Genomic DNA, 15,950 nt, shown 5'->3' with positions numbered 1-15,950 from the left:
CTGCCGTTGTAGAGCCGAGCCCATGCTCGGCTGATGGGCAAACGCAGCCGAGCATGGACTCGGCTCTACAACGGCGGCGGATATGTGCGCCCTGCGCGCAACGGGCGGAAATACCCGGCATTGCGATAGAAGGCGGAATCCTGCACGCCGTGCCAGCCAGGAATACCGGCCAACGGCAGGGGCCGCAGCTGTAGCGGATCGGTCACTGCCCTGCCTTCGGCAATGGCCGCAGTCACCGCGTCAACGCAGGCAGCATCGGCATCACCCTGCACCACCACGCACTTGCCCACCAGCAATCGCCCCGGCAGCAGTGCCTGTTCCATCAACGCGTGCCCGAATACCGTGGCAATGGCGATGTCACCGCTCTGCCAGCGCGTTGGCTCGAACAACGCAGGCCAGTCATGCCCATCCCACGCGCGCAGCAACGTGACATCCCCCACACGCACGATCACGCCGGTTTCGTCGAACTGGGTCAAGGCGGCCTGCGCGCGGTTGCGCTGGCCGGGTGGCATGGCTTCGATATGCCGGCACTGCTGCACGTTGAGTGCCCGCTTGAGCTGCGGGTGGGAGGCCCACACCAGCGCGTTGAACAGGTCGTGCCAGTTGTCGGCACGGGTGGCGATGCGCCCCTGCGCGATGCGGGCCTCGTAGTGCAGGCCATCGGCCAGCAACGCGGCATCCTGTTCGACCAGCTGCCAACCCGGCAGGGACAGGCGTGCGTCAAGCGCCGCGATGGACGGCCAATGGGGGCCATCCAGCAGATCACGGAAATCCTGCAGCCCGGCAAACAGCGGCTGCGCGAACACCTGCGGATCGATCGCCGCACGTGGCGGCGGTACGAAGCGCCGGACGCCGCCCCCGTCATTGGCGGCGGTCGTCGCTGCGGTCACAGCATCTTGAGGTCGAATGCCGGGCGGGGAGCGGCGGGCAGCGCGTCACCGTACAGGTCGTGCTCGTCGCTCTCGGTGATTTCCACGTCGACGAAGTCGCCCACGCGCAGCGGCACCTGGTCGGCGTTCTGGATGTGCACCAGTCCGTCGATCTCCGGCGCATCGGCCCTGGAACGGGCCACGGCGATATCGCCTTCGATGGCGTCGACCAGGCACTGCTGCACGGTGCCGATCTTGGCCTCCAGGCGTGCGGCGGAGATCTGCGCCTGCTTCTCCATGAAGCGGGCCAGACGCTCCTGCTTCACTTCCTCCGGCACAGCATCGGGCAGATCGTTGGCGGTGGCCCCCTCGACCGGCGAATAGGCGAACGCGCCCACGCGATCCAGCTGCGCTTCGTCGAGGAACGACAGCAGTTCTTCGAACTCGGACTCGGTCTCGCCCGGGAAGCCGACGATGAAGGTCGAACGCACGGTGATGTCCGGCGCGATACGGCGCCAGTTCTGCACGCGCTCCAGGGTCTTCTCGACCGCACCGGGGCGCTTCATCAGGCGCAGGATGCGCGGACTCGCATGCTGGAACGGGATGTCCAGGTACGGCAGGATGCGGTTCTCGGCCATCAGCGGCACCACTTCGTCCACGTGCGGATACGGGTAGACGTAGTGCATGCGCACCCACGCATCCAGCTCGGACAGGCCTTCGCACAGCGCCTTCAGGCGGGTCTGGTAGGCCTTGTCGCGCCACATCTTCTCGGCGTACTTCACGTCCACGCCGTAGGCAGAGGTGTCCTGCGAAACCACCAGCAGCTCACGCACGCCACCACGCACCAGGCGCTCGGCTTCGCGCAGCACCTCATCCACCGGGCGCGAGACCAGCTTGCCGCGCATCGACGGAATGATGCAGAAGCTGCACTTGTGGTTGCAGCCTTCGGAAATCTTCAGGTAGGCGTAATGGCGCGGGGTCAGCTTGATGCCGTAGTCGGGCACCAGATCCACGAACGGATCGTGCTTGGGCGGCAGTGCTTCATGCACCGCTTCCATCACGCTCTGGTAATCCTGCGGGCCGGACACCGCCAGCACGTTGGGGTACGCCTCGCGGATCTGCTCAGGGCGCTTGCCCAGGCAGCCGGTGACGATGACCTTGCCGTTCTGGTTCATCGCCTCGCCAATGGCATCCAGCGACTCGGTCACCGCCGAATCGATGAAGCCACAGGTGTTGACCACCACCACGTCGGCCGAATCGTAGGACGGGACGATGTCGTAGCCTTCCGAGCGGAGCTGGGTGAGGATGCGCTCGGAATCGACGAGGGCCTTCGGGCAGCCAAGGCTGACGAAGCCGACTTTGGGGTTCAGCTGGGACATGGAATCGCGGGACTCTGGGGGCCTGGGCCCCTGCCGGCATGGCAGGGGTTCCTGGGGGCCGGGGCCTGAAAGGGCGCCAGTATACCGGGCTTCGGGCCAGCGCCCTGAATCGCCGCTGCCGCCTGCGGCGCCTGGCCCGTGAAGGGTCAGTACCCGGTCATATCCAGCACCACTGCAACCGCCCGGTCTCAGCCAGCGGCTGCTTCAATGGGCAGCGCTTCTTCCACCTCGATCGCCTCGAACCGGTACAGTGCCCCGAACTTCAAGGCATACGCATCCAGCGGCGATACCGGGATCACCATCTGCGGAAGAAGGTTCTCGCCCTCCGGCCGGAAATGCAGATTGACCACCCCCGACTGCTCCACTGCGCGGGTCAGCAGGACAAGACGTGCGTTGAACTTCATGTTCGATCTCCAAAAAAAGGGCCGCATCCACCGGCGGCCGGAACGGTTTTCATGCAGGGCACCCACCGCGACGGGCAGGTGCACGGGTCACCACACGCCCATGCGCACGCGCAGGCGTCCGGCTTCGTCATAGACCCGCCAGTTGCCATCGCTGTACTCGGTACGACGCCCGCCACCGGGGGCACTGACACTGAACGCGTCGGCCACCACATCGAAACGCGAGACCTGGCCGCTGGACGCCAGTTGCACGCCCCCTACCCGGCCATCTGCACGGACGTTGACCGACCACTGCGCGGAAGACTCGGTGCCTCCGGCCGACCAGGTGGGCGGGGCGGTTGCTGCCGCGTCCACCTGGCTGAGCATCGGGCGGAACATCCAGAAATAGGGCGTGTTTCCACCGGTGCCGATCACGATCACGCGAAAGCGAGCGAAGGTCGCCGTGGCGGGCGCCTTGGTGATCAGGAACGTGCGCGTCAAGCGGTCGAGCGTGATCGGGGTTCCGGTATCGCTCCTCACGCCCGGGCTGTGCACCAGCCCCAGGTGATTGCCGGCCGCATCGAAGAACGTCATCTCCAGCTTGGCTTCCACGCGATGGGTATTGATCCAGGCGGACGCGCAATAGGTCTTGCCGCCTTCGATGGCGATGTCGTACTCGGTTCCCCACCATGCCATTTCGCCTGCTGCGACGACGCCGGGCGTCACCGCGCCCAGCCCGAAGATCCCCTGCGGATGCCAGTTGTCATCGCCGGTGGGGTTGCCCAGTTCGGTCCACCGCCCGTTCGGATTACTGCCCCAGCCCCACCCCGAGCGCTGCCAGAAGGGGAACGTGGTGTTCATCAGCAGGTTGCCACCGGCGCCCAGATTCTTGACCTGTGCCTGCATGCTGGTGACCACGGCTGCATCCGCCTTGCCACCCAGTGAGGCCTGCACGCCATCGATCCGCCCGGACAGCGCGGTCAGTTGCGTACCCTGCTGGCTGACCTGGCTGTTCAGCTGCGAGAAGCCGCTGGCCGATACATCGCCCACCTGGGTCTTGAGCTGGGTCAGGTCACGCGCGGTGGTGTCCAGCTTGGTGCCCTGCTGGCTTACCGAGGTGCTCAGCCCCGTGATGGCCGAGGCATTGGCATCGTTGGCCACCTGGTCGGTGATGTCATAGACCTGGACGCTGTCCACCCGCACCTGACCGTTGTCGGGATGAACATAGAGGTTCAAGCGCCAGGCATCGATGCCGCTGTTGAAGGCATCGAAGTCGAACGATCTGGTCTCGAACGCCTCCACCGCGAACACGGCACGCAGATCCTGGTAGGACTGCTGGCCTGCCGCATTCTTGCGATATATCCGCACCAGCAGATTGTTGGCGCCGCCAGCACCGCAGGCGCGGACGATCACCCGCAGGCGGCGCGCGCCGTTGATCGGCACCCATTTGCCACCGTTGGCCTGCAGGGTCGGATTCACGTTCGTGTAGCGGTTGAGCAGCACACCTGGGCGTCCGTCGCCGTTGACCGTACTCCACACCGCCCCATTGGCCGCCGCCGATGCCGTCCACCCCCCCAGCCCTTCGGCGAAGTCGGGATTGGGCAGCAGGCCGCTTCCGGTGTTGAGCACGCCCTTCAGCCCGCTGGACAGGTCGGTGAGCTGCTGCGCCTGCGCGTCGACCTTCGTGCCCTGCTGATCGACTTTGGTGGTCAGCGCGGTCACCGCGGTGGCCGTGGCAGCGGCGCTCTGCTGCGCGGCGTAGGCGTCGGTGACATCGATCATGCGGATGTCGTCCACCTGCACGCGCACGCCCACTTCGCGCGCACCACTTCCTCCCGGAATGCTGACCAGCATCCGCCACTTCGCCGCAGACGCGGCGGTGTTCAGGTAGCCGCTGACCTTGGTCCAGCCATCCTTGCGCAGCGAGGCCAGTGCGTAAGCCTGCAAGGGCCACGAATTCTCCGCGTTGGCTTCGTTGGTGGTCTGCCAGCCCACCCGGATGGAACCACCGGTCGGCTGGATACTGTCCGGATGCAGGCGGGCGTAGTACTCCACATAGATGCGGCGATTGCCGGTGATGGGGGTCCACTGCCCGAAGTACAGGTCCGCATTGGTGTTCGGGCTGGTGTTGGCCGCAACGTTCACATCCAGACCGCGCTCACCGGTCCGGCGAGCATCGGCGCGGACGGTGTAGATCGTGCCCGCCGCACTGCCCAGCAGTTGGCCATCCTGGAACGTTTCGAACGCACCCAGCGGGAACAGGCTGTCGCTGCCATTGAGGACCGACTGCACGTCCGACTGCAGCTTGAGCACACTGGACGCACTGCTGGTGACACGATCGCCCAGCTGCACCACGTCGCTGCGCAGGTTGGCGATGGCCGTCGCGTTGCCGGCGATGTCCTGCGCATCGGTGATGTCGTAGAACTCGATCCGGTCGAACAGCACCTTGCCGCCGGCGTTGGTCAGATGCACCTGTGGCATGATCTCGTTGCGATCCTGCGCGGCAGACCATTCGGCCGTGTAGGTTTTCCAGGACGCATCGGACAGGTTCAGCGTCACGTCGGCATGGCTTTCGCCTGTACCCGTGGTTCGCACGCGCAACCGGCAGACCAGGGTCGCCGTGGCTTCATCAAAGGCGCGAGCCACCATCACCAGTCGGTACCGGCGCGACCGCCCCGCAACCACCGGCAGCCACCGCGCGTCATTGGCCGTGATGGCCGGATTCTGCCCGGCCTGCGGCCCATGCGTCATCAGCAACGCATCACCACTCTGGCCCGATGCCTTCACCCACTCCACGGTGTTGGCCGACACGGTACGGGTCAGCGTCCACCAGGCGGCACTGCCAGCAAAGTTACTGTTGCGCAGCACGTTGTCGCTGCTGGTCACCGAGGTGTCGACCCGCGCGGCCAGGCTGGTCAGGCTGTCGGCGGCGGACACCAGGTCGGTACCGAGCTTGCTGACGTCGGTGCGCAGCCCGGTCAATGCGTCCGCATTGCTCCGCGCCGTACGATCGAGCATCGACGAATCCTGCGATCCGGTCGGCACGCCATTGAGCACGGTGACGGTCATTTCCACCCACATGCCAGTACGGCCGGTCTCCGGCAAGGGCGACAGGATCTGCCTGCCACCGCCGGCACCACTCCTGCGCCGCCCGATCATCACCAGCATCCGCGACCCCGACAGGGCCGCCAGGTTTTCCTGTGACAGGCCCGCGTCCAGCAGGCGGGTGCGCAGGCCACTGGTGTCGCTGTTGCTGGCACTACTGATCGCCCCCACTGCATCGGACGTATAGGCAATGAAGTACTGGTTGTCCTTCAGCGTCTGGTCGTACCAGGTGTTGAAGCGGGCCGACTCGGTCTGCAGATTGCCATGGGTATCGAACACCGCCGTATCGGTGATGCTGTTGTCCGCATTGATGATGCCCACCCGCAGCCCCCGGTTGGCGCCCATGCCTGGCACGATGCTGCCATTGGCACGGTACACACCCGATGCACGGGGGCCACCGGTGGGCCAGGCGAGGATATGTGCGTTGGCGATGATGTTGTAGGCCACCATGTTGCCGATGCCCGAGGCCAGCCGGGTGACGTCCTCGGCGGCACTGCTCAGCTTGCCATCGATCTGTTCCACCCTGGTCGACAGGCCACTGACCGCCGCAGCGTTCGCGTCGACATCGGTCACATCCTCCACCCACAGATCGTCCAGCCACAACGTGCCGGCCGTGCCATTGCGATTGATCGTGACCTTGATGCCCTGCACCGTGCCGGTAGGCGGCAACGTCACGAAGGTCTCGGTCTTGACCCAGTCCGCCGATTTCGGGAACGACTGCGTGGCGCCGCCCATCAGGTTGCCGTTGTGGTCGGCGACGCGCAGCTTGGTATTGTCGGCGGTGCCGTCGAAGTCCTCGCTGGTCCGCGTCCAGCACGACACCCGATAGCGACGGCCGGCGGTCAGGGTGATGACGCGCCCCTCATTGACCGCGGCGCTGACCACCGTATTGCTTCCGCCCGCATAGGGCTCCGCCTTCCAGCACAGGCTGTTGCCGCGGCCCTCGCGCACCACCGATGCTGCGGTGGTGTTGAAGAACGTCCAGCCGGTGCCAGCGCCCAGGTTGAAGTCGCCATTGAGCGCGAGGTTGCTGCCCGCGCCCATCACCGCTTCCATGCGACTCTTCAGCTGCACCAGGTCCTGGCTGCTGCTGGTAACCCGGCCATCGAGCTGCCCGACTTCGGTCTTCAACGCATTGAAGGCGCTGGATCCGATCTTGTCCCCCATCGTGGCATCGAGGCTGTCCACGCGCCGCCCCAGCGCGGTGTCAGCGGTCACCATCGCCTGCTGCAGGCTGCTGACACTGGCACTGGTGGCCAGCGCGCCGGTGCCTGCCGGCATCCGTGCCTGGAGTGCCTGGATCGACTGCGCGTTGACCTGGTCGCCACTCAGCCGTGCGGTCTTCTCGGCCGCGATCAGGCCCTGGCTGACCCCTGCCAGGTCACCGCCCTCGTAGCTGCCGCGCAACTGCACGGCCAGCGACTCGCGCCGGCCCGCTTCGCTGCTGTCTGCTGCGACGCGTGCAGTGGCTTCGTCCTGCAGCATGGCCACCGACGCACCCGGCGTCGGGCGACCGATCGCCACCCAGTCCAGCAGGAAGTAGTCGGCATCGGTCTGCGCCTTGGACAGATCCAGGCGGATCTGGTCGACGATGGTCCCGTTCCATGGAATGTTGTCCACGTCCAGCGTCGCGATGCCGTTGCTGTCATAGCTTGGCTCCGCGAACTGCACCATGCGTGCGTTGTCCCACGACTGGCCGGGACCATTCCACAGCAGGCGCCCGTCCCAGGCAGGACTGCCCACCTTGCGGATGCGCAGCTTGACGAAGCGGTGCGCCGCGCCCTGGACATCCTGGCCGCGCGGGCTCGTCACGAAGGCGTCGCTGGCATGGTTGGCCGGGCGCAGCCAGCCCTCCACCAGCGTCGGACTGCCGCCATTCGCGCCCCAACCTTCCACGCTGCTGTCGAAGTACCAGATGCGCTTGCTGTCGAACTGCACGCCACTGCCTGCCGACAGCTGGCTCACCATGCGGGTCAGGTTCTCCACATCCGACCGCCGCTCGCTGGTTTCGCGGGTCACCGCCGTGGTCAGCTCGGTGCGGGTATTCAGATCGCCGGCAGCACGGTCCAGCACTTCGCGCGCCAGGCCATCGGTGTTCGCCTTGAGCGCCTGCGCCTGCTGGTCCAGCCGTTCGGCCTGGCCGGCAAGTCGTTGGGCGCTGGCGGTGATCTGGTCCTGCAGGCGCAGCGATTCGCTACGCAGCGCCTCGGCTGCACGGGTGGCGGCGGCCAGGTCGCTGTCGATGCGGGCGTTGATTTCCTTGCCCAGGTCCTGCTTGACCGATTCGACCACACCGCCGATTCCCTCCAGCGTCTGCCCGGTATTGCGCCCCAGCGAGCGTCGCAGGTAGCGGGCACCGACGGACAGCACGCCAGCGGTGTTGCGACTGCGGCACGCAAACGTCCAGCTGCCCGCCTCTGGCAATACGGCTTCGACTGCGGAGGTGAAGAAGCCACCGGCATCGCCCAGCGGGGTCATGTGCTCCCACAGCGGGTTGTCGATACTGCCGGCTGTATAGCGGATTTCCACGCCGGCGAAATCAGCCGACTGCACGGTGTCGCCGGAGAAGCCCCACACATACCGGCGCACGCCACCGCTGAGCTCTTCGATGTCGAACAGATCGACCAGGACCGGCGGCGCATCGGCACCCAGCGTGGTGTACTGGGTGGACACGGCAACGCCGGCACGGCCATCGGGGCTGTACGGACGAACGACCACCGGATAGGTACCCGCTCCGGGAATCGCCCAGCTCGCTGATCGCGTGGTGGTGCGTGCCACTTCCTCCAGCGCGGCATTGCCGTCTGGATCGGACAGGACCCGCGTTTCGCCGGTGGGTCCACTGATATCGAAGCTGGCCTGCAGTTCGGTATGCACGCTGCCACCCCGGCTGACCTGGCGCTCGACCACCTTCAGATTGCTGGCCACCGGCCGGGTCTGCAGCGAGGATTCATTCGACGGCGGCACATACTGCCCGGTCCGCACGTAGTGCCAGAACTCGGGCCCCTCCTGCACCACCTCCACCGCGGCGCCCTTCAGGTCACCTTCCGGGCGGATGCCGGTCACGCGCACGCGGGTACCCGGCGTCTGCTTGAAGTCGTAGATCCAGATCGTGTCGTGTGCAGGATTGCCGTCGTTGTGGCCCGGCAGCGGTGCATCTGCCGGCCACGGATCGGCCAGCACCAGCCTGTCACTTGGCTCAGCGCCCGGAACCACGCGCAGTACGCGGTAGACACGCTCGCCTGGAATACGCAGGCCGATGAACGCACTGCCCAGCGAAGGTGCCGGGACCGTCTCGTCCAGTTGCAGCGTGGCAACGCCTGCAGCGTCGACGGCGGCATCGATCAGGCGGCCACCGAAGCCCCACTGGGTAAGGTCGTGCTGCAACGCCAGCACCGACAACCGCGAGTAGGCCAGGTGCTCGATGTCGGTGCTGTAGCTGATCGACTTGTATTGATAGACGCTCTGCGCCAGATGCCAACGCGCCAGCATCGCGGCATGGGCTTCGGAGCTGACGCCCTCACCGGTGATCTTGGCCGGATTGAGCATCACCTCCACGCCCGGCGCCGGCACGCGCAGCGTCGCCGCCTTCCAGGTGCGGCGGTCCAGGTAGCTGTACTCGATGCCGTCGGCAGCGTTGGCCAGGGTGTAATCGACCTGGAACTGGCCCTTCTTGATCGTGGCCATGTTGACCACGCCGGACAGGGGCTGCTCATCGGCCGCCCAGGCCACGCCCAGCCGGCCCTTGGCCCAGGTCACCTGGCCGAAGCCGGCCAGCGCGATGGCGTCGAGCACTGCCTGGTGGCTGCGCACCTCGGTCAGCCAGTAGTCGTAGCCCAGCGCGTTGTCCGCGCAGTGCAGCATGAAGGCTTTCAGGCTTTCGATATCGATGCGCCGGTCGGCCATGCCCAGGCCGGCGATGCGCTTGCCGTTCTCATCATGGATGCCACGCGCGTAGGCCAGGATCTGTGCGCCCGGGTTGCTGGTTTCCTCGGTCACCCAGCCGGCCGCTTCACCCTTCCACACCGGAATCGGTCGCGCGTGGGCCACGCAGCGGATCTCATCCGGGGTGCCATTGAGCTGGCCGGACGCCTTCATCTGCAGGCCGATGGCAGGAATTCCGGCATGGCTGGCGTCGTCGCGCTGCACGCTGACCAGCGTGGTCCAGGTGAAATTCGCCTGCGCGCCACTGCCATCGGTGTTCTGCCCGGCCACGCGTACGCGCACGTCGTACTGGCCCAGCTCCACGTCGCGGCCGTAGCTGACGCGGCGCGCCTTCTGCGTGCGTCCCACGACGCTGTAATTGCCGAACGACTGCCAGGCATCGGAGCCGACCGGCCGGTACTGGATCTGGATCTGCTCGCGGTTGTCCTTGTCCTTGCCCTTGGACGTGGTATCCCACAGCCGGAACTCGATGTTCACCTGCAGGCGCAGAGAGTCAGCGGAGCTGGTGCGCTCCACCCACGGGCTGGCCACGTGCTTGGCATCGCTGCCGGTATCGAGCAGCTGCGCGCCTTCAATCACATCCGCGTTGCTGTACAGCGGAATCGCTTCGTCGGGCATCTGCGGGAAGCCGCGGAACCAGGTGCGCACGCCTTCGTAGCTGGACAGCGCCGAATCACCGTTCTGCAGGGCCTCCACCCGGCCAACGTTGATGCCCGGGCTGAGGGTCAGGCCGACATACTGCTCATCGCCCTCGAACCAGGTATAGGGGCGGCTGATCAGGTCCGGAGCGAGGCGCGTGGAACCGAACAGCAGGCCCAGCGGTTCATAGGCACGCACACGGTTGCGCGGCGCTGCCAGGGAATACGCCGTGTCGGCGCCACCGCCACCGCCACCTGCACGGGGAGGCTTCGGGCCCAGCACCTTGTTGATCAGCACGCTGCCGGCAACATAGACCGCCGACGCCAGCGCGGTGCCGTAGGTGGCGCTGAGCCCCGCAACGGCGCCTGCGCCCCAGGCGGAACCGGCCACCAGCGTGCCGATGCCGAAGGTGAAATAGGTCAGCGCGATCATCGCCACCAGCGGAATCACCGCCTTGCCCACCACGCTGCGCACTTCGATCAACTGGCCATGGCGCGGTCGCGTGTGCATCCACTGCTCGCGCGGCACCTCCAGCCCGTCAACGCAGACCTGCCATGCGCGGCCATCGAGCCCGTCTACATGGCGCATGAGGAATGCGTACAGGCTTTCACCCGGGCGCAGTTCGACCGGCACGTTGCGCTGGCCATCCAGCAGCACCGGGTGCGGGGTGATGATGAGGCGGCCGTCGACCGCCGGTTGTGGTGTCAGTTCCATGCGTAGTATCCCTCGATCCTCAGCCCAAATCCGGGCAGGTCACGAACGCGGTGCAGCACGCTGCAGCCGTTCGTTTCGTTGCTGTGCAAGACCCAGCCCTCATGAGCCAGGAAAAAGAAAACCCCGGCGTGGCCGGGGTTGTGTTGTCCGCGTTCGATCATCAGTACCAGGTCGCCGTCCTGTGGAGGGCCCTCGCGAGGTACCGCCTGCGCGCGCGACAATGCGCCCAGCTCGGCCGAGCCGCGCCGCCCGCGCGGCCGGCGTCCGGGCAGTGCCACTTCACGGGCGAACAGCGCCCGCTGCACCTGCATCACCAGGTCGGCGCAGTCGCACGCTGCTTCGTCATAGGGGATGCCCACCCATCGCTCGACGTCGACCAGGCGCATCAGAAGATTCCCGGCAGCGTGAACGGATTGGCATGCAGCAGCACGGCCTGCTGGCGCATCAGGAAGTCGACACCACACTGGGCACTGACCGTGCGCGTGTTGACCGACACCTGGGTCATCGGCAGGTCGTACTCGGCCTCGATGGCATCCGGATCGGCGCGATCGGTCAGCATCAACCGTGCGGTCACCATCTCTCCGGGGGCAAGCCCTTCCAGGTCCTCGGTGAGTGCGCGGCCGATGTTGTCGATCACCAGCTGCGCGCGCGGTGCCTGTCCACTGACATCGTCGGGAAGCTGGAAGCCGAACGGTGCGGCAATGAACTCCTTGCCGTTGCTGGTCCAGTTGACGTTGTCGTTGACGATCCGCAACACCTCCGGCATCGACGGCGCCGACACTTCCAACAGCATCAGCGGTCCCTGGGTGTCGGCCAGGCGCTGGCGGCGCTCATGGAAGGAACTCATCGCATGTACTCCAGTACAAGATCGCGCTTGGAGAAGCGGAACCGGGTGTTCAGTGGCACCAGGCGGCCGATGCCCTGCGGGAAGCGGGCGCTGATCGGCTGCCCGGTCCGCGGGTGCTCCATCGTGAACCAGCCGACGCGACCGACATCGTGCAGGTACCACGCTTCGAATGCCTCGGCGTCAGCCGCGGTGCGGAACTGCACCGAGGCGTACACGTTCTTCATCACCCGGCTGTTGAGCGCGCGCATCTTGCTGGGGCCGCGCTCCATCTCGGTCCGCTCTTCCGAAGCGACGATCTCCTCGCCGTAATCCGCAAAGCGGATTTCTGCATATTCTGGCCAACTGCTCATCCCACTGCCTCCGTCCATCCGTATCGGGCCCGTCCAATGGCGCCCAGCTCACCACCGTTGAGGCTGTCGCCCACGATGTCGATCACCAGCCGCCGTACTTCGCTGCCATCGGGCATGCGCTGCCGCTCTTCCCGGGTGTTGACCCGGCTTTCGCCGTAGTTGTTGATTTCCACATTCATCCCACCCTCGCCGGCACGGGCGATCGGTACCTGCACATAACCCCCGCTATCACCACCGGACAGGCCATTGCCGGTTCGCAGCGAAGTGCGCAGGGCGAAGAATGCCGATGGGCCGCCGAGCGCAGCCATGTCTTCCTGGCTGAGCACGCCCTCGCCCTTGTGGACGATGCCGGCCGGCTCGTACTTGCCCCCTGGGCCTGTATAGCCGCCGATGGAAAAACCGGTGATCTTCGGTCCGAACATCTGCCCGATCGAACTGATCAGCCCACTGACCATCTGTTTGGCTGCCACGCGCGCCAGATCGGCGATGATCGAGTCGGCGAGGTCGGAGAAGGACAGCTTTCCGGTCTGGGCAAACTTGACCAGACTGTCTTCCAACCCGCCCAATGCATTACTGAAGACGCCGTGGCTCAACTCGGCGGCATTGGCCGCGGCATCGGCATAGTCCTCGAACGCCCGCATTGCGCCGTTCTTCCAATCGGACTGGTATGCCTTCTTGTTCTCCTGGAACTCTGCCTCGCGTTGCAGTGACTGTTCATGGAATGCATCGAGCTCGGCCAGCCGGGCTCTGTAGCGCTCCGACTCGATGACCTTGCCGTCCTCACCACGCGACTCGTCGTCCAGCGCGCGCTTTCGATTGTCCCGATCCTCATCCAGAGCGGAACGGCGTTGCATGCGATCCACGCTCGCTGCGCCATGGCCGATGCCGAACAGCGCCTGGTCGTTGCCGCGCTGCTGTGCATGCGCCGCCTGCTGGAGCTCCCGCTGCAGCTTCAGCAGATCCTGCTGGGCCTTCTTCGACGCTTCAGCGGCTGCCGCTTCCTTGGCCAGGGCCACCGCGGCGTCCAGCGAGGCCTTCACCCGCAGTTGCTTCTGCTCGCTGAGCTTCTTCTCGGCATGCTCCATCTCGTCAAGGAGGGTGACCTGCAGCTTTTCCGCCTCTGTCATCCCCTCCTTCAGCTTCTGCCGCACCCGGTCCTGGGCGATCTGCTTCTCGATGCGATCCATCAGCCCGGCGTACGCATCAGCCTGCTCGTGCACGCCCCTGACCGACTGCTGGGCGGCCTGCTGCTGTTCGCGGAACTGGGCCTTGCGTTCGATGTCGGCCTTCTTGCGCGCGGCATCCCTGTTGAACTCTGCGCGCTGGGCCGGGTCCATCTTGTCCGGGCCGCCCCTTGCGTTGATCTCCGCGCCGCGTTCAGCCATCCAGGCCGCGTACTCGCCACGGGTCAGCCGGATCCACTCGACCTCGTCCCGCCACGCCTCTCCGCGCATGGCGCCCAGCATGCCGTTGAAGGCATCGGTCGCCTTCAATGCGTTCCATTGCGTCGCACCCAGAGACGCGATGAGCTGGTCAAGCGTCTGGTTGTCCACGTTCTGGATGGCCGCGGCAATCGCATTGAACAGCTTCTCGTCGAGGGCGCCCCTGATCGTTTCTTTCAGGCCCCGGAACTTCTCCTGGACCGGCGCGACCTCCGCCTGGAACGCTTCCAGGTTCGCCCTGGCCTTCTCCAGCTCGGCGTAGTCCGAGGCTGCACTCAGGCCCGCCCCTTCCCGTCCCGATCGCTGGCCATGACTCACTCGGCCTTCCCAATGGACGACCGAGCCCTGCAGCGCCTTCTCGCGTGCCTCCAGCTCTCGCAGCGCCCTGGCCTGCTCATGCAGCGTGGCGACCGCCTGCTCCAGGGGCAGCGTGCCCGCGCCCATGCCCAGGCCGGCCTGGTCCATCGAGAACGACATCTGCTGCAGCGACTGCATCTGCTCCTTGTACTCGCTGCGCGCACGTTCGGACGCCTTGACCATGTCCAGGTACGCTTCGCCCAGCTTCTGCACCGACGCGATGGCGATGCCCCATGGGCCACCGGCGGCCGTCAGCAGGCCGCTACCAAGCTCCTTCAAGCCACTGCCGAGCACATCGCCGCCGACGTTGGCCTTTGCCTTTGTCGCGGCCTTGCCCGTTGCGCCCTCCGGTGCCGCATGCACGCGCGCCAGCGCGGCGGCCGTCCGCTCGGCCTCCGCGCGCAGTGTCTTGAGATTCTGCGTTGCCAGGCGGCTGGCCTCCGCCATTGCGGTACGGAAGCCCGTCGTGTTGACCCGCAGTACTACGTCTAGATTCTGGTTAGTGGACGCCATACGCGTTCCTCCAAGAATGATGAGGGGCCCCGCAGGGCCCCAGGTTCGATTGCATGCCACGCATCGGAGAAGCAATGCCCTGCCCCGCCCGGAATCACGCCGCAGCGTTGCGCCGCGATGCGCTGCCGAACAGTTCCAGCAGCTGCTGCGAGCGCTCCTTTGCCGCCCTCTCCGGCGACGCACGCGGTCGCACCAGCAGGAAGTCGTCGGCAGTGGTCGTATTGCCGTGCACCTGCGCCAGCACACTGGTCAGCTGGGCGAGCATCCCCTGCAGGGGCTGGTCCAACGGCTCCAGGCGTGCGAACGCATACATCTCCGAGAGCTGGCGGGAGGTCACTCCCGCCAGCAGGTGGTCCGGATGCGGGAGGCCCAGCCTCCACGCGATCCGGAACTGAAGCCGGCGCTCAGGCCGGCGGATCAGTTTTTTTCCAGCTCTCCCACGGCCGCATCGCCGAGCGCATTGAGCGTCTGCGCGACACGGAACACGCGATCCAGCGCCGCGGCCGATTTCGTGCCCAGCTGGGCCACCTCGTGGTCGGAGAACAGGCGCTCGCCCATTTCATCGACCAGGCACAGGCCGACGAATCGCGCGCGGAAGTCATCCACCTTGGGCGTGTCACCGCCATAGGTCTCCTGCTCCCAGCGATCACGGTCACGCGCCGACATCATCGCCACGCGCACGCTGCCGCCCCATTCGGGTACGGCGACGTCCTCGTGCCGGCGATCCTGCGCGTCCAGGATCTGCTGCTTGCCCAGCAGCATCACGGGGTGCCGCCAGCGGTCACGGTTACCAGCGCGAACTCACGCGGCAGCAGGTCCGCAGTGAACGTCAGCACCTGGTTGGTGCCCGGGGCCACGTTGAAGGCGGCGACCTTGGCGACGAAGGTAGCGGCATCGCCGGTGGGCAGCACCATCAGGAAGTGCAGGTCGGCATCCGGATCGGCGTCGCGCAGGATCTCCTGGCCTGCCGAGCTGCCGACCGGCCAGCGGTGGCCGGACACCTGCACGGCCTGGCCGCCGGACAGACCCGCGATGTTCTCCATCTGCTTGGAACGCAGGTTGGTGGCATCAAGGGTGTTGGCCTGGCCGCGGCCGAACGGGAAGGCGGTCAGGCCGTCGATTTCGGTATAGCCGGCCGGATTGTTCGGCGCGGTCGGGGCGGTACCGGCCTTCACGTACAGCGCGGAGTCCTGGGCGGAAATGGCTTGATTGATGGACATGGTGTTGAATCTCCTGGAAATGAAAAAGCCGCCTTGCGGCGGCTGGGGTTCGGGGTGATCAGGCTCGGGGCTGCCTGCAGTGGGTCATCGTGGCTGGCCCGTCACAGCCACCGGTTGCGCGTTGCGACCCGCAACACGCGGACAACAAAAAAGCCCCCGGCTCGCGCCGGAGGCTTGTATGTCATCGTGGCTG

11 protein-coding genes are annotated in these 15,950 nt (G+C 66.2%); all 11 read right to left on the bottom strand.

Features of this window, described 5'->3' with window-relative positions; all coding sequences use genetic code 11:
- Positions 1–65 precede the first annotated feature (65 nt).
- Positions 66–890, bottom strand: a complete 825-nt coding sequence (locus AC5P6H_RS05315; protein ID WP_495202371.1) for a DUF3025 domain-containing protein — start codon at positions 888–890, stop codon at positions 66–68.
- Positions 887–2,248 carry a 30S ribosomal protein S12 methylthiotransferase RimO gene (gene rimO, locus AC5P6H_RS05310; RefSeq protein ID WP_049442367.1) on the bottom strand — a complete coding sequence of 454 codons (1,362 nt, stop codon included), beginning with the start codon at positions 2,246–2,248 and terminating at the stop codon, positions 887–889. The genes AC5P6H_RS05315 and rimO overlap by 4 nt, the downstream gene beginning before the upstream one ends.
- Before the next feature lie 188 nt (positions 2,249–2,436).
- Positions 2,437–2,652: a hypothetical protein gene (locus AC5P6H_RS05305; RefSeq protein ID WP_041863666.1), complete on the bottom strand. Its 216-nt coding sequence runs from the start codon at positions 2,650–2,652 to the stop codon at positions 2,437–2,439.
- Between the two features lie 87 nt (positions 2,653–2,739).
- Positions 2,740–11,028, bottom strand: a complete 8,289-nt coding sequence (locus AC5P6H_RS05300; RefSeq protein WP_495202370.1) for a host specificity factor TipJ family phage tail protein — start codon at positions 11,026–11,028, stop codon at positions 2,740–2,742.
- Positions 11,019–11,414 carry a hypothetical protein gene (locus tag AC5P6H_RS05295; protein WP_014647904.1) on the bottom strand — a complete coding sequence of 132 codons (396 nt, stop codon included), beginning with the start codon at positions 11,412–11,414 and terminating at the stop codon, positions 11,019–11,021. The genes AC5P6H_RS05300 and AC5P6H_RS05295 overlap by 10 nt, the downstream gene beginning before the upstream one ends.
- Positions 11,414–11,875 carry a DUF1833 family protein gene (locus AC5P6H_RS05290; RefSeq protein ID WP_014647905.1) on the bottom strand — a complete coding sequence of 154 codons (462 nt, stop codon included), beginning with the start codon at positions 11,873–11,875 and terminating at the stop codon, positions 11,414–11,416. The genes AC5P6H_RS05295 and AC5P6H_RS05290 overlap by 1 nt, the downstream gene beginning before the upstream one ends.
- Entirely contained in the window at positions 11,872–12,225 is a 354-nt protein-coding gene (locus AC5P6H_RS05285; RefSeq protein ID WP_014647906.1) for a hypothetical protein, read from the bottom strand. Before AC5P6H_RS05285 ends, AC5P6H_RS05290 begins: the two co-directional genes overlap by 4 nt.
- Positions 12,222–14,537: a phage tail tape measure protein gene (locus AC5P6H_RS05280; RefSeq protein WP_069116152.1), complete on the bottom strand. Its 2,316-nt coding sequence runs from the start codon at positions 14,535–14,537 to the stop codon at positions 12,222–12,224. The genes AC5P6H_RS05285 and AC5P6H_RS05280 overlap by 4 nt, the downstream gene beginning before the upstream one ends.
- Before the next feature lie 94 nt (positions 14,538–14,631).
- Positions 14,632–14,874: a phage tail assembly protein T gene (locus AC5P6H_RS05275; protein ID WP_227864145.1), complete on the bottom strand. Its 243-nt coding sequence runs from the start codon at positions 14,872–14,874 to the stop codon at positions 14,632–14,634.
- Positions 14,875–14,954: 80 nt separating this feature from the next.
- Positions 14,955–15,299, bottom strand: coding sequence for a hypothetical protein (locus AC5P6H_RS05270; protein ID WP_014647908.1), 345 nt, complete (start codon positions 15,297–15,299; stop codon positions 14,955–14,957).
- Positions 15,299–15,757: a phage tail protein gene (locus AC5P6H_RS05265; protein WP_346601446.1), complete on the bottom strand. Its 459-nt coding sequence runs from the start codon at positions 15,755–15,757 to the stop codon at positions 15,299–15,301. The genes AC5P6H_RS05270 and AC5P6H_RS05265 overlap by 1 nt, the downstream gene beginning before the upstream one ends.
- Positions 15,758–15,950 lie beyond the last annotated feature (193 nt).

This window comes from Stenotrophomonas sp. YJH_SMC_110, assembly GCF_059369255.1.
This window is presented reverse-complemented; position numbering and strand designations above follow the sequence as displayed.

What these genes read in the sequence shown, in the direction of transcription:
- rimO (WP_049442367.1), bottom strand. Translation starts at nt 2,248, where the DNA reads ATGTCCCAGCTGAACCCCAAAGTCGGCTTCGTCAGCCTTGGCTGCCCG.
- AC5P6H_RS05305 (WP_041863666.1), bottom strand. Translation starts at nt 2,652, where the DNA reads ATGAAGTTCAACGCACGTCTTGTCCTGCTGACCCGCGCAGTGGAGCAG.
- AC5P6H_RS05300 (WP_495202370.1), bottom strand. Translation starts at nt 11,028, where the DNA reads ATGGAACTGACACCACAACCGGCGGTCGACGGCCGCCTCATCATCACC.
- AC5P6H_RS05295 (WP_014647904.1), bottom strand. Translation starts at nt 11,414, where the DNA reads ATGCGCCTGGTCGACGTCGAGCGATGGGTGGGCATCCCCTATGACGAA.
- AC5P6H_RS05290 (WP_014647905.1), bottom strand. Translation starts at nt 11,875, where the DNA reads ATGAGTTCCTTCCATGAGCGCCGCCAGCGCCTGGCCGACACCCAGGGA.
- AC5P6H_RS05285 (WP_014647906.1), bottom strand. Translation starts at nt 12,225, where the DNA reads ATGAGCAGTTGGCCAGAATATGCAGAAATCCGCTTTGCGGATTACGGC.
- AC5P6H_RS05280 (WP_069116152.1), bottom strand. Translation starts at nt 14,537, where the DNA reads ATGGCGTCCACTAACCAGAATCTAGACGTAGTACTGCGGGTCAACACG.
- AC5P6H_RS05270 (WP_014647908.1), bottom strand. Translation starts at nt 15,299, where the DNA reads ATGCTGCTGGGCAAGCAGCAGATCCTGGACGCGCAGGATCGCCGGCAC.
- AC5P6H_RS05265 (WP_346601446.1), bottom strand. Translation starts at nt 15,757, where the DNA reads ATGTCCATCAATCAAGCCATTTCCGCCCAGGACTCCGCGCTGTACGTG.